The 22397-nt window shown below is 44.4% G+C and carries 19 protein-coding genes and 1 pseudogene; 6 read left to right on the top strand and 14 right to left on the bottom strand.

What is annotated here, in order from left to right:
- Window positions 1–82 precede the first annotated feature (82 nt).
- From DEAC_RS18430 to DEAC_RS18460, 7 genes are all read right to left on the bottom strand, one after another.
- Window positions 83–1300: an ABC transporter permease gene (locus tag DEAC_RS18430; protein ID WP_047811547.1), complete on the bottom strand. Its 1218-nt coding sequence runs from the start codon at window positions 1298–1300 to the stop codon at window positions 83–85.
- Window positions 1297–2022 carry an ABC transporter ATP-binding protein gene (locus DEAC_RS18435; protein WP_047811548.1) on the bottom strand — a complete coding sequence of 242 codons (726 nt, stop codon included), beginning with the start codon at window positions 2020–2022 and terminating at the stop codon, window positions 1297–1299. Before DEAC_RS18435 ends, DEAC_RS18430 begins: the two co-directional genes overlap by 4 nt.
- A gap of 37 nt (window positions 2023–2059) precedes the next feature.
- Window positions 2060–3703 carry an efflux RND transporter periplasmic adaptor subunit gene (locus tag DEAC_RS18440; RefSeq protein ID WP_047811549.1) on the bottom strand — a complete coding sequence of 548 codons (1644 nt, stop codon included), beginning with the start codon at window positions 3701–3703 and terminating at the stop codon, window positions 2060–2062.
- 143 nt (window positions 3704–3846) lie between these two features.
- A complete protein-coding gene (locus DEAC_RS18445) occupies window positions 3847–5367 on the bottom strand; it encodes a sensor histidine kinase (RefSeq protein ID WP_047811550.1) in 1521 nt (506 codons plus the stop codon).
- A complete protein-coding gene (locus DEAC_RS18450) occupies window positions 5364–6059 on the bottom strand; it encodes a response regulator transcription factor (RefSeq protein ID WP_053006501.1) in 696 nt (231 codons plus the stop codon). Before DEAC_RS18450 ends, DEAC_RS18445 begins: the two co-directional genes overlap by 4 nt.
- A 198-nt stretch (window positions 6060–6257) precedes the next feature.
- Complete coding sequence (locus DEAC_RS18455) at window positions 6258–6692, bottom strand: MarR family winged helix-turn-helix transcriptional regulator (RefSeq protein ID WP_047811551.1); 435 nt, start codon at window positions 6690–6692, stop codon at window positions 6258–6260.
- An 83-nt stretch (window positions 6693–6775) separates the two neighbouring features.
- Entirely contained in the window at window positions 6776–7603 is an 828-nt protein-coding gene (locus DEAC_RS18460) for a GerMN domain-containing protein (RefSeq protein WP_053006502.1), read from the bottom strand.
- A 196-nt stretch (window positions 7604–7799) separates the two neighbouring features.
- Here DEAC_RS18460 and DEAC_RS18465 point away from each other — a divergent pair, with 196 nt between their 5' ends.
- Window positions 7800–8546 (top strand): ZIP family metal transporter, encoded by a 747-nt coding sequence (locus DEAC_RS18465; protein WP_047811552.1) that lies wholly within the window; start codon window positions 7800–7802, stop codon window positions 8544–8546.
- Between the two features lie 14 nt (window positions 8547–8560).
- Here the strand turns inward: DEAC_RS18465 and DEAC_RS18470 are convergent, their stop codons facing one another.
- The gene (locus tag DEAC_RS18470) at window positions 8561–9262 is read right to left on the bottom strand and encodes a GDSL-type esterase/lipase family protein (protein WP_047811553.1); all 702 of its coding nucleotides are present in this window, start codon (window positions 9260–9262) and stop codon (window positions 8561–8563) included.
- 174 nt (window positions 9263–9436) lie between these two features.
- On the opposite strand from DEAC_RS18470, the gene DEAC_RS18475 reads away from it, so the two are divergent.
- The 3 genes from DEAC_RS18475 to DEAC_RS18485 all read left to right on the top strand — a co-directional run bounded on the left by DEAC_RS18475 (window position 9437) and on the right by DEAC_RS18485 (window position 10956).
- Window positions 9437–9919, top strand: coding sequence for a YlbF/YmcA family competence regulator (locus tag DEAC_RS18475; RefSeq protein WP_047811554.1), 483 nt, complete (start codon window positions 9437–9439; stop codon window positions 9917–9919).
- Window positions 9920–10082: 163 nt separating this feature from the next.
- Complete coding sequence (locus DEAC_RS18480; protein WP_047811555.1) at window positions 10083–10682, top strand: hypothetical protein; 600 nt, start codon at window positions 10083–10085, stop codon at window positions 10680–10682.
- The gene (locus DEAC_RS18485; RefSeq protein WP_047811556.1) at window positions 10669–10956 is read left to right on the top strand and encodes a hypothetical protein; all 288 of its coding nucleotides are present in this window, start codon (window positions 10669–10671) and stop codon (window positions 10954–10956) included. Before DEAC_RS18480 ends, DEAC_RS18485 begins: the two co-directional genes overlap by 14 nt.
- A gap of 104 nt (window positions 10957–11060) precedes the next feature.
- On the opposite strand, the gene DEAC_RS18490 is transcribed toward DEAC_RS18485, so the two are convergent.
- On the bottom strand, window positions 11061–11960 hold the full coding sequence (locus DEAC_RS18490) for a hypothetical protein (RefSeq protein ID WP_047811557.1): 900 nt from the start codon (window positions 11958–11960) through the stop codon (window positions 11061–11063).
- 113 nt (window positions 11961–12073) lie between these two features.
- On the opposite strand from DEAC_RS18490, the gene DEAC_RS18495 reads away from it, so the two are divergent.
- Window positions 12074–13030, top strand: coding sequence for a metallophosphoesterase (locus tag DEAC_RS18495; RefSeq protein WP_047811558.1), 957 nt, complete (start codon window positions 12074–12076; stop codon window positions 13028–13030).
- Window positions 13031–13309: 279 nt separating this feature from the next.
- Here DEAC_RS18495 and DEAC_RS24870 read toward each other — a convergent pair.
- Window positions 13310–13666 (bottom strand): annotated as a pseudogene (locus tag DEAC_RS24870) (cell wall hydrolase); the annotation flags it as partial.
- Between the two features lie 506 nt (window positions 13667–14172).
- Here DEAC_RS24870 and DEAC_RS18505 point away from each other — a divergent pair.
- A complete protein-coding gene (locus DEAC_RS18505) occupies window positions 14173–14568 on the top strand; it encodes a hypothetical protein (protein WP_047811559.1) in 396 nt (131 codons plus the stop codon).
- Window positions 14569–14858: 290 nt separating this feature from the next.
- On the opposite strand, the gene DEAC_RS22950 is transcribed toward DEAC_RS18505, so the two are convergent.
- The 4 genes from DEAC_RS22950 to DEAC_RS18525 all read right to left on the bottom strand — a co-directional run bounded on the left by DEAC_RS22950 (window position 14859) and on the right by DEAC_RS18525 (window position 22368).
- Entirely contained in the window at window positions 14859–18473 is a 3615-nt protein-coding gene (locus DEAC_RS22950; RefSeq protein WP_047811560.1) for a cell wall-binding repeat-containing protein, read from the bottom strand.
- A gap of 735 nt (window positions 18474–19208) precedes the next feature.
- Window positions 19209–20546 (bottom strand): TolC family protein, encoded by a 1338-nt coding sequence (locus tag DEAC_RS18515; protein ID WP_047811561.1) that lies wholly within the window; start codon window positions 20544–20546, stop codon window positions 19209–19211.
- 19 nt (window positions 20547–20565) lie between these two features.
- Window positions 20566–21741, bottom strand: coding sequence for a TolC family protein (locus DEAC_RS18520; protein ID WP_053006503.1), 1176 nt, complete (start codon window positions 21739–21741; stop codon window positions 20566–20568).
- A gap of 282 nt (window positions 21742–22023) precedes the next feature.
- Window positions 22024–22368, bottom strand: coding sequence for a hypothetical protein (locus DEAC_RS18525; RefSeq protein ID WP_047811562.1), 345 nt, complete (start codon window positions 22366–22368; stop codon window positions 22024–22026).
- Window positions 22369–22397 lie beyond the last annotated feature (29 nt).

Raw genomic sequence — 22397 nt, forward strand, 5'->3', positions numbered from 1 at the left:
TTCCGATAACCAAAATTTGCACAATCGAATCAAATACCTGGAAGCAAGCAGCAAAATCCTAATGACCATGATAATTGATAGATTACTCATACCTTAAAGCGTCAATTGGATCCATCGAAGCCGCTTTTCGGGCCGGAAACACTCCGAAGATTATGCCGATGGCTGCAGAGAAACCGAAGGCGACTAACACAGACATTGGGGAAATACTGGTACTCATCTTTAAGGCTTTCCCAGCCAGGGTTGATCCTCCAAAGCCGAGAACAATCCCAATCCCACCTCCCAGAATACTAAGCACAATAGCTTCAATGAGAAATTGCAGCATGATATCCATACCTTTAGCTCCGATAGCTTTACGGATTCCGATCTCCCGCGTTCGTTCGGTAACCGAAACAAGCATAATATTCATAATGCCAATCCCCCCAACCAAGAGGGAAATTCCGGCAATACCGCCTAGGAGCATGGTCAAAGTTTGGGTTACTCCCGTCATAGTTTGTAACATATCGGCCTGATTTTGAATCGTAAAATCATCACTTTGTCCGGCTTGGATTTTATGAGCCCTTTCCAGCTCGGCTGTAATCTGATTTTGAGCGGCTTGCATTTGATCCGCCGAAGTCGCTGAGACCAGGATATTACGAACAGTTTTTTTCCCAAGCAAACGCTCCTGAATGGTAGAAATAGGTGCGGTAATCATATCGTCACTGCTCATAAAACCGGTAGATCCTGTTGCAGTTGTCACTCCAATAACTTGGAAAGGTACATTGTTAATCTTAATGACTTTGCCGATCACTGAAGCATTAGCGTCGCCGAAAAGGTCCGTAACTACAGTAGGGCCAAGGACAGCCACACGGGCGCCTTTATCAACATCGTCTGTTGTAATATAACGTCCCGTGGCCACGGTTACGTTTTTAATTTCCTGATAATCCTGAGTCGTCCCCATAATCGTGGTCGAGGTGTTGCCCGAGCCAAAAACCACTTGTCCATTGGTATTCGCGACGGGAGCGACTGCCTTCACAGCCGTTCCGATCTGAATTTTATCGACATCCGTCATTTTTAAAGTATCGGAACTGCCCATTCCTCCCCGGACTCCCCCGGAATTGGACTGTCCCGAGCTGATGGTCAGGAGATTTGAACCCAAGCCTTGAATCTGTGAGGTAATCGAAGCTGTCGCTCCGTTGCCTATGCCCACCATGGCGATAACAGCCGCAACCCCGATAATCATACCCAGCATGGTGAGGGCAGAGCGCAGCTTGTTGGCCCGCAAGGCTCGAAGAGAGACCCGAATACTTTCTAAAAAGTTCACTTTGCTACTCCCTCCTCGACGATCTGAGCTCGAGCTTTACGGGGATTGGCAACCTTCTCATCCCCTTCAATGTTGCCATCACGGAAATGGACAATCCGTTCTGTAAATTCCGCAATATCCGGTTCATGAGTAACCAGGACAATGGTATTACCTGACTCGTGCAGCCGCTGAAAAATAGCCATAACCTCTTCACTGGACTTACTGTCTAAATTCCCAGTGGGTTCGTCGGCTAAAATGATCGAAGGTTTGGTAACAAGGGCGCGGGCAATGGCTACCCGCTGCTGTTGACCTCCCGAGAGCTCTTTAGGTTTGTGATAAACCCGGCCGCCGAGGCCGACAGATTCTAGAGCTGCAATGGCACGAGTACGCCTTTCTTTGCTGGGTACCCCGGCGTAAAGCATAGGAAGCTCGACATTTTCTACCGCCGTCGTGCGGGGCAAGAGATTAAATCCCTGGAAAACAAAGCCGATCTTACGATTGCGAATCACCGACAACTGGTCACCGCTTGCTTTGGCCACATCGGTTCCGTCGAGAAAATACTCTCCTTCGGTGGGGGTATCCAAGCAGCCCAAAATATTCATCATTGATGATTTACCGGAACCGGAGGGTCCCATGATGGAAACAAACTCACTAGCTCCCACGTGAAGATCCACCCCGGCTAAGGCAGCAACTTGAATATCACCGTTGGCATAGATCTTTTTAATCCCTTTAAGATCGATCAAATTGCATCCCTCCTAACGTATTCTAAAGCTAGCTCACTTAATTTCCTCTGGGACGTCCGCCGCCGCCAGTCACAGCTCTTGCAGCGCCGCCGCCAAAGCCAAATCCAGACTTGGAATTCGAGTTAGAATTAGTCGTCGTTGTGTTGGAAACCGTACCGGTAACGACTTCCTGCCCTTCTTGCAAACCGCTCTTGATTTCCACATTAGTGCCATCGTCAAGACCAACCACGACGGGAACCATACGCACATTAGCCATAGCATTTTTGCTGCCGGCGCCACTTCTTGTTCCTGAATATCCGCTGCCGCCATTTCCAGAGCCAGTGGATCCGCTGCCTGATTTTCTAGCACCTGAATATCCGTTAGCCGCGTTGCCTGCTTGGTTGGAACCGGTTTTGGATTGTCCTTGAGATTGGGACTGCGCTTGGGAATTGGCTGTTGCGGACGTTGTGCCCGGAGCTGCAGGTACCAATACAAACGATTGTGTTCCCCTGGTCTTAACCGCTTCGCTCGGCACAGTTAAAACATTTTTCGCTTCAGCGACAATAATATTGACATTGGCATTCATGCCTGCCCGGAGAAGGTCACTGTTTTGGTCAACTGTCGCTGTGACCTGATAGGTAGTAACGTTGGAGGTCGTTGTGCCCTGCAAAGCAACTGCATTCACTGTCCCACTGATATGATTATTCGGATAGGAGTCAAGGGTAATATCTACTTTTTGTCCGACTTTGCATTGGGTAATATCTGCCTGGTCTATTGCAGCATCTACTTCAAGTTTGTCTCCTACAGGAGTGATCGTGATGATGGATTTGGAATCCGAATCTTGCCCCTGTTGCAGCGGGCAATCTACGACCACAGCATCTACCGGTGCAATGATTGAAGCATCAGCTAAATCAGCCTGAGCGCTGGCGAGCTGAGCCTGAGCAATTTGAATGCTAGCTTGAGCCGATTGAACATCGGAAGCTTGCGGACCTTGCTTCTGCTGTTCCACTTGATATTGAGCGGCGGTAACGTCAGCCTGGGCAGCAGCTAAGGCTTTCGCCGCCCCTCCATTTTGATTGTTATTAGCAGTAGTTAGAGCATCTAAAGCTGAATTCAAAGAACTTTGAGCAGATTGGACGGAGGAAGAATTTCCGCTCAACTGCGCTTTCGCTAAATTATCGCTGGCTTGTTTAACGTTACTATTGGCCAAAGTCACTTGATTGGCCAAATAGCCAGGATCCGCATTCTGCTGGGCAGTCGTTAAATTCACCTGCGCTTTGGCAAGAGTCGACTCGGCTTGCGCAAGGGTTTGAGCATTATAGGAATTCTCAAGGTCTTGATACTTGGATTCAGCGGAAGTCACACTGGCCTCTGCCTGTAAAACAGAGGTTTTTAATTTTGTATCGTCGATCTTAGCAAGGACTTCCCCCGCTTTAACCGTATCTCCTGTTTTCACATTTAGTTGTACGATTTTCCCGGCAGAAGAGGCGTTTCCTGAGGTCGGAAAGGTTAAGGTAATCGCGTGGGGGTAATTAACAGTTCCGGTTGCCGTAATCACTTTTTGAACATCACCCATTTTAGCCTTGGAGGTTGTATAAGCAGCTGCCGCCGGTTTTGCCGTAAAATGCTTATACGCCCAATAGCCCCCTCCCAAGACCAGCAGAACACCAATCACCCCAATGGTCACCTTTTTTTTGTTCATACTCTTTCTCCTTTTCTCGCTCGTTTAAACACAATTCTTAAGTATCTCTCTGCTTGTACTTTAAAAATAATTCTTGCTTAGAATACCATAGACTTTTGTTCAAACGAGGAAGGACTTCTTAAGATATTGTTAAGGATTGACATTTAAAGAGTTTGGGGCCTCACAGGCAGTAGAATCCGGAAACTGCTTCCTTCGCCAAGTTTACTCTCAACCTTGATTGTTCCTCCGTGTGCCTGGATGAATTCTTTAGCAATAGCTAAGCCTAAACCAGTTCCGCCGTTCTCTCGTTCTCGGGATTTGTCAACTCGATAAAAGCGATCAAAGATATGGTCGAGTTCCTCCACAGGAATTCCTTCGCCGGAATCTCTCACGGTTACCTGCACCCATCCTCCGGTTGCAGATTCATCCCGGGAATTTTTTTCCTTAGAACCGGCTTCCTCAGTCTTATCGTCCTTTCTCCGAAAAACATCCCGCAAGCGCCGTGAGGCATCCTCTCCGGCCACTTCGTTTTCCCGAAGATTTTCCACCTCTTCTAAGAGAACGCTCAGAGATCCTCCTGACGGAGTATGCAAAAGCGCATTGCCAATTAAGTTGACGAAAACCTGGGTTAACCGATCGGCATCACCGATGATCTCCGGAATCTTCCCGCCGCTGATGTTGATGTTTAAACCGCGTTCCTCAAATTCTATTTGAAATTGTTCCATAATTTTTCCGACAATAGTCCGAAGGTTAACTGTACTAAGGGCCATAGGCAATTTGCCCGCTTCTGCCAGACTTAGCTGCTGCAGGTCGCGAACCAAGCGAATAAGTCTTAAAGTTTCATCCTGGATGGGCAGAATTGTCTCCGGAGTTGAAGGCAGTACACCCTCTTGAATAGATTCCAGTTTACCCAGGATAACTGCCAGAGGAGTCCGCAATTCGTGGGCAATATCTGCCACCATGTTGCGTCTCACTTCTTCATTGCGATTCAATTGCTCCGTCATTTTATTAAAATCACGGGCCAAAAGGGCGATATCGCCATCGCCTTCGACTTCGACACGTGAAGCCAGATCACCGTCACCAACCCGCCGCACGGCTTCCATGAGGCGATTTAAAGGCTGGGTAAAATGCCGGGTTAAGAGCAGCCCTAAAAGCAGCGCGATTAGAGACGTAATAATTAAACCGATAATCATGCCTTGAATAATGGAAGTCCCGATCGTTTTCGCCAACTTGCTGTCTACCATAGAGGTGTGTATCGACTGCCAATAATGCCCCACTATTTTCCCATTGGCCGTGATTGGCTGCCATTGCTTTTCGATTTTTTCATGATCAGGAAGAGCAGTGAGCTGTTTGCCCAAATCTTTATTCGAGGGATCAACAATGACTTTATTATTTTGGTTAAAGACTAAAAAATGCTGAAAATCCCGTGGCGGGTGGGCAAATTTAGGATCAGGCGGTTTGGTCATAGCCTGGGAAACGTGGTCCTGAACCCCCTCCCAGCTGCTGTGTCCCTCATAGTAAACACTGAGCAGTTGATTCAAGTGATCTCCGAAAGACTGCTGCACATAGGTTTCAGCATGTCCAATCAAAGCCTGAGTTGAGGTAAGGGCAATACCGGCAAAAACAATGGACATAAAAACAACCATGCCGATTAAAGCCAAGATAAACTTACGCCTTAACGTCATAGGTTCTCACCAAACCGATACCCAACCCCAAATACGGTTTCAATATATTTAGGATCACTGGGATTATCTTCGATTTTTTTGCGCAAGTTCGAGACATGAGTGTCGATAGAACGTTCATAATAAAGATACTCTTCTCCCATGGCCTGACGCAGTAGCTGGAGCCGGCTGTAGACTGTCCCCGGACGCAAGGCCAATAAATGAAGAATATTAAACTCTGTCGGTGTAAGAAGCAATTCCTGCCCTTTTTTCGTGACCTTATGGCTTGTAACATCAATGGTCAAGTCTCCGCGCATGAGGAGAGATGAATTGGAGTTCTCCTGAACGCCCCCGGTGGAGCGCCGCAGTACTGTTTTTATGCGGGCTGCCAACTCCCTCAGGCTAAAGGGCTTAACGATATAATCATCGGCGCCAAACTCAAGTCCTAAAACACGATCAATCTCCTCTGACTTGGCCGTTAACATAATGATGGGGATTGTGCTTGTCTCACGCAAACGTTTACACATTTCTAACCCGCTCATTCCCGGCAGCATCCAATCAAGCAGCACCAAATCCGGTTTTTCCTTTTCGATGAGTTCAATCCCCTCAAGACCGTTCTGCGCCGTTACAACACTAAAACCATCCCTCGTAAGATAGTCTCGCACGAGGGTTAAAATCTCAGCCTCATCATCCACTAATACAATTTTAGTTCCCACGTCCACAGCTCCCTCCAGCTTTCGATCTAAAATTTTGATAGTCACAGTATACCGCGTAAATTTTAGTTGTATTTAAGATTATTTTAAAGATTTTATGGAGATTTCGCTACCATGCTTCTCCGGGCAGATAACTCATTTCTTAATATGCCAAAAAATACCTCCACTTAAGCAAGCAAAGGTATTTTTTCCTCATAATTATTATAAGTTCATCCGCTGTTCCAGAAGTTCTAAACTCTGAAGCAGCTTCTGATATTCCTCTTCTGAATAATTCTCGAAAACGTCACTCAAAAAGTTTTGCCGTTCAGCGATAACAGCATCAACAATTTCATGGCCTTTGTCCAATAAACGCAGCCGAACCATTCTCCGGTCATTTTTATCCCGAACCCGTTCTACCAGCTGCGCTCGTTCCATTCGATCTGCTAAATCTGTGGCAGTGCTGCAGGCTACAAATAAGTGTTTCCCCAGTTCACCCATGGTTAGCGGCCCAAATTCCCAGATACTTAAGAGTGCATTGAACTGAAGTGAAGAAATTTCCATACCGACTAGAATCGATCGTCCGCGCTTAAACAAAATGGTGTTTGCTCGTCTTAAGGTCTCCTCTAATTGTTTGGTCAGTTCTTCCGTTGACGCCATCTCTCGTCCCCCATTCTCCATTTAACTCTATTTTAGCATAGATTCAGGGGTTGTACACAAGGAAATATGCCAGCGAATCCTCGTTAAGTAGAACTCGGCGGGTAATTAAAGAGATTGATCGAACTGGGGGAATTAGGTAGCGCATTGTCAGTTTTATTCGGCTGTGAGGTACCTGTTCCCGAAGGCTGCGAGGATTGCGAAGGCTGTAAAGATTGACCGGAAGTTCCTGAACTGCCATTATTCTTATCTGTTCCCGCACTGCTTCCAAGATTAGGAATTATACTCGTTACAGGTGTTGATCCCTTTACCAAACTTGGTTTACTGACCAAATTTGTGGCATCAATTGTGCCATACTTCGTAAGGGGTTTACCTTCGATACGAATTTGGACTTGTTTTATTGTTGAATACTGGGTCAGTGTATTGACAAGGCCGTAAAGTGCTGCTTCCGGTGTAACTTTGGAACTGGGCTGCAGAAATTCTTTGCTTAAATCCACGACCGCCAAATCACCTTTAACAGCGATATCCAAAAGTGTTGTTGAGGCCGGGACAGCGGCTTGATCTTTTGTCCCTTTGGCTGCTGCCGGTCCTTTTAACCACTCAGTTACCGTTTCTCTGGCGACACTTAAGGTCTTAGGCAATGTACGTTGTTCTTTGACAAGATACTTTCCTGTCGAGTCTGGAAAATACAGTGTGATGACCTTGCTATCCGCCGATGGTGATGTTGATGTTGAAGTCAAAGCCGAGGCTGCTGCAGAAATTGCCGCCGTTTTATCCCCGCCAATAAAGTTTCCAAAAGAGCTGTCAGTCCCATCCTTGTTGATAAGAGTTTCCAATGTACCGCAGCCCGTAAGAGACAACAGACTTAGGACTATCATCCCTATTACTAGTTTAGACCCTGCTCTGATTTTCAATGATTGATGCCCCCTCCCAGATCGTTTAAGCTATGATTCCGTTATGGTTTCCTCACAATAAGCCTATGCTTTGTCCGCGAAAATAGTACAAGAACTCACTCCAAGAGATGAATTTGACTGCGGAAAATATTTGTATAAAGCTCAGCTTTAGACCATAAATATGATAGCGATTAAACGTTTGGAAAGGAGATCCCTCATGCAGGATCTATGGGAAATTTTTAAAATCAGTACCATCGCAGGACTAGCTACGACCTTAGGAAGTTTGCTTGTTCTTTTGTTCGGTAAACCGCAGGAGCGCATCCTGGCTTCACTGTTGGCAGGAGCAGGCGGAGTGATGCTTGCCGTGGTCAGTGTTGACCTGCTGCCCAATGCCTGGAAAATCGGCCCGCCTCTTCAGGTTGGCTTGGGCTTTGCCTTAGGCTTGTTCTTCATGCTGATCGCTGATCGTCAGCTCAAGACACCGGGAAGGGACTCGTCACTCCCTTTAACAAGACGTCAGCGTCTTAAACGGACCGGCCTGCTCGTCGCAACAGGGATTGCTTTACACGATATTCCGGAAGGAATGGCCATTGCCATCAGCCAGGAAGCTGCTCCCAGCCTCGGCCTCCTTATTGCCATCGCTATTACCTTACATAATCTCCCCGAAGGAATGGCTACAACCGCACCCTTAACTATGGCTGGAATCCGTTGGTGGAAAATATTAGCTTTAAATATCGGAATAGCTGTCTTCACACCTTTAGGAGCCTTAATCGGCCTTCTGGCACTCGAAGGAGTAGAAAATTCCCTGGCTTTTTTTCTGGCCTTCGCCGCAGGAGCAATGACTTTTCTCGTCTTCGCCGAACTAATCCCCCTCTCACGGGAGCGCCATCCGCATTATGCTCTCCTCGGCGGAACCATCGGTTTCCTATTCTTCGCCCTGATCAGTATGCTTCTTCCGGCATAATGTCTTGATACCCATTACTTCAGCAGTTTAGCCGCATAATCTCCCATTTCTTCATAACCTTTGGCATTGGGGTATTTTCCATCCTTAGAGGCTAAACCAGCAATGTATTTCTTGGAGTTATCAAACAGCACTGTCGTAAAATCCAAGGTCATAATCGACTGTTTTTGGGCGTAATCAATTTCCCAAGCACGAAATTCCTGGATACTCGTTTGATACTTTGGATACCAAATGGGTAAGGCCAAGACAGGAATAATGTTGTGAGCTTTTGCCTTTTCAACTATCGCTTGAATATTCGTTTGATAATCTTTCAGAGAAACATTTTGGAGCGCATCCCCGGTTCCGATAAAAATAATCACTCGGCCCGGCTTTTGACTGACTACATCGGCGTCGAAACGAGCCAGCAAATCTTTGGCTGTCTGGCTCCCTTTTCCCTTATTGACAACGCTTATCTTCAGATCATCGGCTAAGCGCTGAGTCCAAGAATGTCTTGTGTCCAAGGGATATCCCAGGGTAAAGGAGTCCCCTAAGGCTACGATCTTTGAATTGCTGGGAGTTTGTACGGAAGCAGCAGTTCTCTGAGTTTCCGAAGCACCTGCTGTCGATCCCGATGGCTGACCGGCTTGACCCCACAATCCGAGAAATCCGGTGATAACGACAATTAAAGCCAGCGCAGCGGCAGCTTGAATCAGACGTATCTCCAATCGATAAGTACGCATAGAAAAAACTCCTCCTTTTCCTTCTAAAAACTACTTATTCTACATCGTTTTCCTCTTTCCTTCTAACACCACTTAGAACTATATCCCAGAAACCCTCTTCTGAAAGGTCAATCCCCTATACACCAGTGCGCTCCTAAGCGCATATTTTATAGGAGGAAATAAGGAGGTGCCCTTATGAGTTACATTGACAAGGCCCGTGAATTAGGAGAAGCCCTGTCTCAGACCCCCGAACTTCAAGGTCTAAAGGCGGCAGAGGCTGCCATTATGGCTGATCCGCAAAGCAAAGAAGGATTCATCGAGTACCAGGAGAAAGAGCGCAATCTCGTCACTGCCCAAATGATTAGCAAAGTGGTTCCAGAGAAAGAATCTCTAGCTCTGCTTGATCTTAAAGTGCGGCTAATGAATAAATATCCTCTGATTAAAAACTACTTTGTTCAGCAGCAAAATTATGAAAAGCTGATGGCCATGGTTAATCTAACTCTGACAACTGCAATGCATGGGCTGCCTTCGGCAAGCGACCTGCCCATTCCAGAAGAGCTAAAGGGCATGGCCCAGCAAATTCTTGACAAAATCAGCGGCGGAAACCCCATGGAAAAAATGCAGGTCACCCCTGACATGGTAAAAAACCTCAAACTACCGCCATTAACGCAGAAATAGTCAAAGGCAGGGGTTAAAATGATCAATGGTTATCGGGGCCCAAACTTTATCAACGATATCACACATCCTGTAACATTCATAGCTTTTCTGATTGTCATTATTTTAGGAAGCTGGGCAACGATTTGCACCTGGTTCTAAAAACGTAAAGGAGAGGAGGAAAGCCGTGATTCAAAGAACTGAATGTGCTCCCCCCTTACCGGCTACTTCTTTCTCCTTTACTATTTTAGTCGACAGCCCTATTCGCCGCAATTTACCCTTCTGCCCTGTCAGTGCCATGTTATTTCCTATAGCCTCAACGGAAATCGAGTATGCTTCCATGATTGTTGCCGGTATTGATGTGCTGATGACGTTTCTTTTTAAACGTTCATTAGCTCATCCACCCAACTTTAGTCGCCCAACACCGGAACATTATCCCGTGACTCTTACTCTGCCCCAGCTAACGCAGCTTATGCAGGCGACAATGAACGGTCAAATACCTATGCAGCCTCTCCCTCAGCCTGTCCCCGGCCAGGGTTTTGGCCCTGTCGGTACTGACGAGCCTCTATTTCCGGATAACTTGAGCGTTTCCTTAGTAATTTCTGCTCCTTTTGCACCGTTTGACGGAAGTCCTGACACTTCCTTTAACGTCCCCTTATTTGAAATCCCCGGGGTCCCCGGCAACTTAATTATTGCTCTGGGAATCATCATCGCCCAGTTCTTTATCGAGCGCAGCGGAATCGGTATTCCTAATGGAAATGGGGGGGATAGCGTTGCCACTTTTTAACGGGTTGAAAGACGAATGCTCAAGACCCCCACTCTGCAGTTATCCAAATTCTAAGTCACCGGCAGCCTGGGATTATGGCTTTAACCGTCTGGTTCCCGTATTGCAGTCCCCAACCGTCGGAGCAGGAATGTTAGCCATTACTTTTTTCTTTTTCATCGCCTTCTTCTCCAACGTTCTTTTAGCTCAATTATCGTTAAAAACTATCGGCATTGCAGTAACGGTCACAACCTATAGCTTAATGGCTTTAATCGTGCTCATTTTGTTTTTACTGTAGACGATCTCGGGCACCTCTTCAGTGAGCGAATAAAATTAGAATGGCTCAGAGCGCAAAAAATAGCCAGATTGCAATTCTGGCTATTTTTTATCTGTTCTAGTTTTTTAAGGGGTTGGCGGAGGAAGTATGGTTTCAGAAGGTGCCATGACTTCAGGAGCCATCATTGTTTCAGAAGGCACTCCCATCTGACTCGGAGCAGGCAGCACTTGCGGTACGCCAGCACCAGGCAGCGCTTCAGGGCCGACCGGCGGTTTCTTGCCTCTGAACAAGTTAGAGATCTTACCCCAGAAGGATTGAGCCGTATTCTTCATCGGACTGAGGAATGCCGCAGGTCCTCGGGGTTCTTGAACTTTCAAAATAATAGGGCCGTTGGGTGCCTGACCCAGCTGGCCGATACCTTCCACCGAAACTACCGTTCGGGTATAGGGGTACAAGGGAACAGGACTTTGAAAATGGGCCCTATAAACACCATTGCCAACAGGACGCAGAACACCGGCTAAGAAGCCCATCTTCCCTTTATTATCCACAAGATAGGCCGCATACTGACCAAGCTGGCCTTGCCCCAGGAAGGTCTGCGGCGGCGGAAGATTGGCTACTAACAGAAAACTGTTGTCAGGGGATATGGTCGCCACACCGTTAGCAGCAATTCCTTCTTGAGCCGCTTGAAGAATAAGCTGTCTTGCCTGATTCATCCCCTGATTTGGTCCTTGCAGCTGGGGCTGGGAGAAACCGCCCATACCCTGGGATACGGGAGGAACCTGCCAGGGGTTCCCAGGTGCAGGCCCTGAAAATGGGGCTTGTTTAGGGCCGATAAATCCCCCTCGTAGATTTTGAACTTGACCATCCTTTTGAAAAATGCCGTTCGCTTTAAGTTTTGATCCCAAAGTATCACGAATCGTACCGGGAGAGTATCCCGGAGCCAATGGAGCATTAGGTAATGTTGGGAATCCCTGCGAACCCATGGGTTCATAAGGATTTGAAGGAGTGTTCCCGCTGAACTTCACCTTGCGCCCCTCCTTTATAATTTCATACTAACCTCTTAACATGATATGATTAAATGAAAGGAAGAGTTCTGATATACTGTTAAGAAAGGCAAACTATTCTTAGGGAGGCTGCTATGCCGGATAAATTAACCACACTATTTACCAAAGAAATCTCACGCCGGGACTTTTTTCGCGGAGCCGGCGGCTTTATCGTCAACCACTGGCTGCTTTCACTGCTGCCCGTCGGAGGCGCCGGTGTGCTCGGCTGGGCAGAACATGATACCCGGGAATTGCAGAGCGAAATGTGGGATCTATTCTATCCCAAACTGCCAAAATCCCTGGAAGGGAAAACCGTCTGCCAACTGAGCGACCTACATTTGGAAACCCTGAAAATATCTCCCCAGCGCATTTTCCAAACCACGATGGCCCAAAAACCAGACTTGCTCGTCCTTACCGGAGACATCATCTCAACACGTACCGATCTGGATAAAGTCGACTCCTATTTAGAAAAGCTCTCCGCCCCCTACGGAAAGTATGTCGTCTTAGGCAACAATGACTACAGCCACCTGTCACATACATTATTGAAACGTTTTCTGAAACAGCTTCAGGGGCTAGGCTGGATCCCTCTGATTAATGAATCATCCTTTATAACCTCACTTAATCTCTGGATTATTGGCATTGACGATCCGGCAACCGCTCACGATAATGTAGATCAAGCCTATCAAAACCTTCTCACCGCGAAGACCCCACTGTCAACATCCCAGACTCCTCCCTTCTGCCTCGCCTTAGCTCACTCCTCCGATTGCCTCGATGATGTTGCTTTCTACGGAGCCGATCTTTTGCTAACGGGACATACCCACGGAGGCCAAATTCGCATCCCAGGTCTGCCGCCCTTGATTACCAACACTTACCTCGGCGACAAAGGAATTTACGAAGGATACCATGTCATACAAGGCATCCCCCTCTACGTCAACCGCGGTATTGGCGAAAGCGTCATCCCGCTGCGTTTCAACGTTCCCCCGGAAATCACCTTCTTCACCTTGCATCAAGGAAATGCCTCACCCAAACATCAAACCAAAGACGCCAAATAGCCCCGCAAACGCGGGGCTATTTCATTTCTCAAGTCAGGCGGCACATAAAATATGCCGTCACCCAAAAAACGTTCTCTCTTATTCTCGTTTCGTTACCAAGCCCGGGACGCAGTGTGACGCAATCGCGAGGCCTCTACGTAAGCAGCCCAGAAAACTTCCGTTCTAGCGACCGACCCCTGATACGGGGCGGTGAACAGGGATGAACCCCGCTCCCCAAATCAGTCGCTGGAACGGTTAGTTTGCTCTGCGCATGTACGGCTGAACGCTGCGTCATACAAGTCAAATACTAAACGTATGGTTCCCAATCTTTTTAATAACGGGTCTGCTTTTTATCCAACGATCTTTCGTAAGCCGGGGATTATAATAATATATTGCCCCATTGGTGGGATCATCACCTGAAAGTGCTGCTTCTGCAGCCTTGTAGGCTACGTCATTCGGATCAAGGTGAATCTGCTGATCCTTAACGGCCGTAAAAGCACCGGGTTGATAAATAACACCCCACATAGTTTTCGGAAAATGAGGATCCTTAAGGCGATTTAAAACAACAGCTCCAACAGCGACTTGACCTTCAAAATTCTCTCCCCGCGCTTCGCCATAAATTACGCGGGATAACAGGTTGACTTCCTCTTCTGTTACGAAACGCCCCAAACTGCGGGAGAGAACTTGATGCCCTGTATCTGGCGGTGGTGTATCTTGCGACAATTTATTATTTTCATACTGATCATTATTAACAATAATATTATACGTTGGAATTTTAGTTGTCGACTTTGTTGGCGGAGGCTCATTGGAACGAGAAGATTGAGGTCCGGTGTTTGAGTTGACAAAAATGATTTCATACATATCATCTTGCCCTAAAACAGGATAGATGTCGGCTTGCCAAAGAAACAAACACATCAACCCACAAAGAAAGATCGCCAAGGACTTCCGACATCGTCGGTGTGGCAAAAAAATCACCTCTTAAGTTCTAAACTATTTCTAGTCTTTCCCAATAAAGGCGATTTTTATAACATTAAAAATTTTGTAACATGTATTGCTTTTTTTCTTTCCTAATCATATCCAACAGTTAATTTACATATACTTAGGCAAACTGAGCAAAGCTAAAGAGAATAATTTTTTGTACCATGTAAAGTGAGGGTGACGATATGCGAGCTTTTTTAAAAAATTTACTTACATCGTATTCTTCACCATGCGACCTACCCCTAAGCGAAGCCGAACGATTACTGGGAGAAATTGAGGAATCTCGTGAAAAAATCGAGTATGCTTGGAATCACTTCGATTACGCGGATCCGGAATATGTTGAAATTGCTGTTCTTGAACTTCTTTTGGCAGAAACTCAATATAGTATACTCAACAAACGTTACCGTTTAATGCTTGGAATTGAGAAAAAATCCCTGTATTGGGAAACTCCCGAGACAGAATTTCCTTCATTTTCTCTGGAAAGTCAGCTCGAAAACCATGCTTTTTATGGAGCTTTCTTGAATAGTGAAAAAAAATCAACACCTGTAGTCTCCCAGTTATTATCACAAAACCCATCATAATATCCCAACATATCTTTCTAAAATAATCTCCTTAAAAGTTGGCCCAAAATTCTCTCTGGGCCAGCTTTTATCTTCCACTTTCAAGGGGTATCTACAATTCCTTTATGATTTATGTACGGATCTTCCCCTTTTCTCAAATGTAGAAGCGTGTAGAATACTGTTGTTCCTAAAAATAATTTTTGCGGAGACTGTATTATAACCTTTATGCATAAAGGAAGCCGACTCACCCGAAGGTGGATCGGCTCCCTTGTTCGACTGGTACCCTTTGCAGTTAACTTTTAATACTAGAATTATTGAACTACAATCTTAATAGTTTGTACTAATCCACTTGTTGTTACTGCAGTAACCGTGAAATAATCTCCAGACTGAAGGGTATTGCTGGTAATCCTGCCATATTGGTCAATTGCAATTGAGCCGTTTGTGGTAGTTGTATGAGCAATTGTATTACCTGTTGCATCAAGACCGTTAGAGTTGCCAACAAGGCTCACCGATGCCAGATCCATACCTTTAGTGCCATAAGAATCTGTAGCGTAGAAGTAAATGGGTGCTCGGTTTTTACCATTAGCCACGTCGGTTGATAAATGGTTGGCTCCGGCTTGGATATCGGGTTCAGCTGCATTGATATAGCGTGTCAGATATTCTCCTACAGTTAAGTCTGATGCATTAATCGTAGCAGTAGTTTTGTCGGCAGACAGTGTAACACCAGGCACTGTCGTATCAACAGATACACCAACCGATTTTGCTACAGGATCTGTTGTTGTAGAAGTTATCGGGGTAGTCACTGTATGAATCAATCCGTCGGCGCCTTGAATAGTTACTGTCAAGTTAGCGCTTGAACCGGTTTTTGAAGGATCTAATTGTTTAGCTGCTACAAAGACACTATCATAGTTTCCAGCGCTCAAGCTGCCTTGTGTTATACCACCGGTATTAGTCGTGTCGACTGTGAAGTCACTTGAATCAACATAGGCTCCTTTTATAGAACCATCTGCTAATACTACCTTCCCGCCGCCGGCTGTTGTTCCCCATACATGCGGGTTAGCTTCAAAGTCAGTATCACGAGCTGTTATATTGCCGCCCACTTCTGTATAAATTGGATTAGCTACTTTGTCAATAGTATAGCCTTTGATATCTGTATTTTGAAGTACAGAGAACGTTACTGACTTAGAATCAATTGGTGTCAACTTGCTGTAATCCGGACTGCTAGGATTAGTTAGTAAATTCCCTTGGCTATCCTTTTGTTGTACATCATATAGATTAAACGTAACATTTTGTTGGCCTGGGACTAAGGATTTGATTTCTACTCCTTCCCCGCCTTTACCATTGGTACCTACACCATTTATTACGACAGAAGATGATGCGGAGCTTGCTACACTTCCATCTCCATAGGTTTGATATAACTCTAACGCACTTCCTGCCCCCGCGGATGCTACAACCTGGAATCTGTCATTTGGATTAGTAGTTGCATTGTAGGCAGCACCACCGTCTCCATATTTATTAAGAGCTGTGAAATCCATCGATCTGCCATATTGGTCAAGTACAGATAAGCCGCCATATTTATGCCCAAAGTCTACGCGTTGTTCTGCGCCGCCAGCTTGCATTGTACTGGTGAGTACAGAGCTATCCAAGGATAACGTATTAGCTTTAACAGCAGTTTGGACATTAACGGTTATGGTACTGACTTTGCCGGTTTCAGGAACACTTGCAGTAATAACACCAGGTTGGCTTTGGTTTGTGTTATTGGCAGCTGCTTGATACCATAAGCTTGCAGTTCCATCGGGATTTTCTACTAACTTAGCTCCTGCAGTCGATGAATTCGTATAAGCTGGACTGAAAACAACACCCGAAAGATCACTATATTTGGTCAATTGGTTTCCGTCTTGGTCATAGGCCACAAACGGAATTTGTTTGTATTCCCCGGAAGCAATACTTGCGGTAGGAGCCATGATAGTGAAGGTATTAACATCAGCTTGTTTCTTTAAGGTCAAGTTCAAGGATGAAGGAGATCCGCCATAAGTCATTGCTGTAATCGTTACAGGCATATCCATTTGAATAGCGGTACTGTCAACTGTAACTTGAATTGCAGCTTTGTTGCTGTCATTAGGATCTTGTACAACTTTGGCGTGTACATATGGGTTAGAACTTGTTAACTCGTAATCATTTCCGGTTGTGATCAAGCCGTTTTTAACAAGGTTATAATCATTGGTAACGTTTCCGCTCAAATCTGTAGCTGTATAGTCGATATACCAAATATCACTTGTATCCCCAGCTTGAAGAACTGCATTGTTAGCACTAGTCAATTTATTAAGAGTAATACCGCTTAATGTTCCTGCTGCTGTGGAAGTATTTAAAGTTGCACTTGTAGAAACACCAGAGGTTGAATCATAACCTGTAATTACTACTGTAGAGAAGGTAAGGAGATTTGTCGTACCAGGATCTACCTTCAAAACACCGTGTGTTGGAACGGTAATAGAACCAACGCCAGTTGTCCAGGTAATGTTGTTAGCCAGATAGCTGTCGGTAATATCGTTGCCATATTGGTCTTGAACTGTAAAGGTAGCATAGCCAGCTTGCGCGTTGGTTGCAGTTGCTGTGGTAACAGCAAGTTTCGATGAATTAATAGTAATCTTAGCAATTTTTTGTGCAGTAATGGCTACGGTGCTGGTACCTAGATCAGTTGTGTCATTTTTAACGTCAATAGAATAGCTGCCTTCAGGGAGGTTAGCAGAATCAGTCAAGGTAGCGACTGTATTGGTAGAATCCCATGTTGTGCTTAACGTAACAGGGGAGCCTGTGTTTGTAACATTGAAAGAAACCTTAGAAGTGTCGGCAGGTGCAGCGCTGAACTTAACTTGGAAGCTGGTAGCGCTAATGGCACTTACAGAGGTAACGGCTAAATCACCTTGTGCAGGGGTCGTTGTGCCGTTTTCAATACCTATGCGGACGTTATCTGAAACAACAGCGGTTCCGCCAAGAGCCGTTACAACACCATCAGAAGCAAGCTTGCTGTGAACGAAGGTTGCTGCAGCCGGAACGGTTCCGTCGGTAAGAACGATTGCAGAGTTGGTTTGAGCTGCAAGAGGTGCACCAGCGAGAGCATCGATGCCCGTTTTACCATTTGCGACATAGACATTGTCAAATTTTAAGGATGAGCTGAAGTCTTGGATGACTTGGTTATTGGTATCGTAAGCGGTAGTTCCGAAGTGGCGGGCTGCATTCGGAAAGTCTGCTTTCACAGCATCGCTGATGACGCCTGTACCACCAATAACATCAGAGGAAGTGATATTTGAATTTGAGGCTAAGAAAGATTGTACACTAGGAGGTACGGAATCTTTTTCAGTCAAAAGAATAGGTTCAGTGGCAGCGGAAGCAATGGATGCAATGGAAAGAGCGTCTTGGTTTGACCAACCATAAGCTACGGCTACTTTAGAGACTGAAGCACCAAGTTTAACCATTTCCTTTGCGATGTTAGCAGAGGTTTCAAAGCGATCGTTTCCGCCGAGTGAAACGACAGTGATTCCCATGCCGGATAACTGATCAAGAACGGATTGGCTGATGACAGCAGTTCCACTCGTTACATAAACAGTTTTCACGTTAAGCTTTTGGAGTTCAGCTTTGGTGTCAGCATTTAAGGTGTTTCCTGCACCTTGGAGAAGGATAGGGGCTTTGAGGAAGGTAGCGAGCGGCCCAGCAGTCAGAGCATCAACCATGCCATACGAAGTTGATGAAGCCAGAACAGCAGCACCTGTCCAGCCGGTTTGGTCAGCAATAGCGACAGCAGTTTGCTCAGCGGTTGTACCGGCTAAGCGGGTAGGAACGGTAGTAGAAGCGAAAGCATTGTAAGGAACGGCGCTTAAAGCCATACCAGCAATTGCTAATGAAGCTAAAGCTTTTTTAGTCTTTTTCATGCGTAATGTTTCTCCTCTCAATTTTAAAAACAATTTTGTCTTTGATGTCATGTTTCTTTTTTAATAAAAAGTGATCAATGAACGAAACAAATCTGCAGAGACGCTTAAATTCGTCTCTCACCTCCTTAAAGGTTATATTATTAATCTTTAGACATTGCGCAGTATCTAAAAGTATTCCACCGGATTATTCATGGAAGCGTCCCTCCAAAAATGTTGGTAACCGCTCCGATGGGTACCCTTTAGAAACTTTAATAAAATGAGAGCAGCAGACGTCACAATAGCCTTTAAATAGTCATTATATATAATATGCTATTGTTTTTTGAAGTTTGAGCTTTCACTTTTTAAAGCTTTGAACTTCGGACAAACAGATAATAACATATCAAGACTTAAAATACACTTTAAACTTAATGGTTATGTTTCCAAGTATTTCTTTTGCACTTCCTTTATTAACATATCTAAAGATAAATCTTAATAAATTCTAAACCAATTTGCTGTTCTTTATATAATTCTTATACTTACATATGATGGATATATTAATATCCTTAATATTTAACATATCCCCAAGAAGAGAAATGTTGTTGCGTTTAAATATAAAAGTAAGATTGGCCCCGATCTTCAAAACTGAAAACCCGGGCCAATCTTACTTTTAAGGAACAGTAAGAGAAAGCATCCGCCAATCTTTTAACTGTACGGAGCTTTCTCTTCAATTAAATCTTTATTCCCAAATAATCAATACTAATCATCTAAACTGTTTTGGAAATTTGCAGCGTCTGTCATGTACTGATTGATATCCTGCTGAAGTGTAAACTGATCATTGAGAAGTGCATTTTGCAGTGTAATCATATCAAGGATAGTTGATTTTCCTGCATCAATATTCTTTTGCATAACATCGATATTGATTTTGTCAGCTTCCACAGTCAATTGAGCAGCTGCAATTGTATTTTCTAAAGACTTTAAGGAATTATAATCGGTTCTTAACTGTACTAATTGGTTATTTGATATATTAGCTAAAGTTGCTTTCTTGTCCTCAATGCTCAATTCTACTTGATCGGCCGACATGGTATCTTCAAAAACCTTATCAATACTATACTCGATTTGCGAAATATCGATATCCTCTTGATACTTTTTAAGATCATAGTTATTTTGGATTGCTTGAGCGATCTTATTATCCAGATCTGAGTCATCGAATTTCGTATAAGGAATAAGGCTCGACGTCAGAACGACATTTCTGCCGAGATCAATTCCCAAATCTTGTTTGAGTGAAAGCATTTCACTATCACTGGAATTGAGAACACCTTTTTGTTTGGCTTCCAGACCACTTTTAGCAGCATTAAGGGAATCGACAGCGGAAGGAATTTGGAGGCCAAGTTTTATCTGGAGGTTCATTTTGTCTATCTGCGTCGCTAGATTAGTAAGTTGAGTCTGATAATTTTGGGCCTCCTGCTGATAGTTTAAAATATCCTCATACTCATTGGTGACTCGAACCTTAGCATCCTTTAAGTCAGTATCTCTTTGGTGCTTCTCATTGTCTAAGTTCCATTGAGATCGCTTATAATTCAAATCCAGATCTTTCTTACTATCTTCATCAACTACAGGGGCATTGGCGCTATGACGGGCTAATGCTTCCTGATTTTGTCTGTCCAAAATTTGAATCTCGCTATCGTCCAATTTAATGGTGCTGTTGCCCGTTTCTACCATTTTCAGAGCATCATCAAGTGAGAGGTTCAAGGTAGAAGTGTCCGCAGAAGTTGTAGATGTACCAGAAGTACCTGTCGTTGCAGATGAATCGGAAGTACTTGTTGCTGATGCACCAGTAGTACTTGTTGTTGATGCACCAGTAGTACTTGTTGTTGATGCACCAGTAGTACTTGTTGCTGATGTACCAGTAGTACTTGTTGCTGATGTACCAGTAGTACTTGTTGTTGATGTTGACGTCGCAGATACAGCTGTACTTGTGGTTGAAGCACCTGACGTTGGCTGAGTCGTATTGTCAAGAGCGAGTGTACTATTCGTAAAAAGCATCATCGAAGCGATGGGAACAAAAGCAAAAATAGACAAATATTTTTTCTTCATATCTAGCACCCCCATGTTATTAATGGTTATCGTGAATTGGATTTGATGGAAGAAGTTTGTTAACGTGGCTGGAAGTGCTCGTTAAATTAAGTGTAAAAGGTACATATCCGGCACCACTTGCCAAACCCATCATCGTTTGCGCTAACCAAGCATCCATTTGCGAATTTTTATAGTTCATATCAGCCTGTGCTTTAGCTACTTTTGCTTTGTCAAAATCCTGCAGAGTAATCATAGAGTTCTTATACTGAATTTCTGCAGATTGATAATTTGATGCAGCTTGATCATCAAGGTCCTTCTGGGCTTGCATCGCCTTCATTGCTCCTTGCAGCGACGAATAAGTTTCAGTAATATTTTTCTGAACTTTTAATTTATCAAGATCTAAAGCATTTTGATCATTATCAAGGGTTTGCTGTTCTTGCTGGCAGTATAAGTCATAATCTGTCGGCATCGCTGATTTGCCATATTCAAATGCCTCTTTGTCAATATCTAACTGACTCTGATCATCAGCAATTTCTAATCGGTTCGCTAAAGCGAGGCCAATATAAGCATCTAATGATTTTATCTGGCCGGCAGGGACTATGTTATAATCCTGCAGTGAAGAAAACTGTTTTGTAATGTCTTCACCCATAAGATTATTAACTTGCATAGAAGCGGAATTAAATGCTTTTTTAGCGCTATCGTAAGCATATTGAGCTTGAAGATAAGAAATCTGAGTCAATCTCAACTGAGATGGTGAAATTAATCCCAAGGATTCCTGTTGCTGTGCTGTTTTATAATCAGCAGCAAGATCATTCATAAGACCCTGTTGAATATTCTCAGCATAGCTTGCTTTTAAAAGGGAAATATAGGCTTGATAGGAAGAGAGCCTAATATAGTTTGAAAGTACTACTTTTGCATTCGTAACCTGTGTCACCATAACCTTCATTTTCGCGGGATTAAGGATAACTGATTCTATCGTCGAATATGAATTCGAATATTGCAAAGTTCCTCTTAAAATACTGGCCATTCCGAGCATATCCTGATAATTTTTCTGCACTTCTGTTACCTGCCTATCGGCACTTTGCAGCTGCTGAGAAGTTTTCAATGTCTGAATAGCCACTTTTTCTATGTCCAAAGTGTCTTCCGCTGCCAAGGCAGTATGAGCTGAAACTAGTAGCATCAATCCTACTAAAAAAATTGACATCACTTTCTTCATCTGAAATCCTCCTTTGCTAAAAGTTTAAAAATGATTCTATATTCATTTAATAGTTCCTTGTCTCTCCACCCTTCGAAGTTTTGTCGCTAATATGTTAAAATACTTAGAATGTATCAACTATGGAAGGAGAATTTCCAAAGGTCTCTACTCAAGCCAAAATCGAATATGACTATTGGTATAATTGTTTTCACGGTACTTGTTGGAGGACTCGCCGGAGCTTTAGCAGGCGTGTTGTTCGCACCTCAGAGAGGAAAAGCTTTACGCCATTTTATAAGAAGGAAGTTAAGTGGCTTCTTTTTTTCTTCCGCGTAGGTCCTGCCAAAAACACATAATTTGCTTAATTGATTCCAAAAGACTTGTCACAAGATGTAATGGATTCTTCCTGAACTTTTCTATATCAACCGCAACCTCGGTAACCGTTTCGCTTACTTGTTCGGTAGTGTTTTTTACCAGGCCGGTCATTACTTTTACATCGTCGAGCATTGACGGCATATACATATTTAAATCTTCTACAGTGTGCCTAACCTCATCCGTAAGTTTCCGGATCGAGTGAATCCAGATGATTAATTCTATGCCCAGCATCCCTAAGATAATAGTAGCTACAAGTGCACATACTTCATAAACCATAGATTCACCCCTTCTAATCCGTGACTTGA

It is taken from the genome of Desulfosporosinus acididurans, from assembly GCF_001029285.1.
GTDB lineage: Bacteria > Bacillota > Desulfitobacteriia > Desulfitobacteriales > Desulfitobacteriaceae > Desulfosporosinus > Desulfosporosinus acididurans.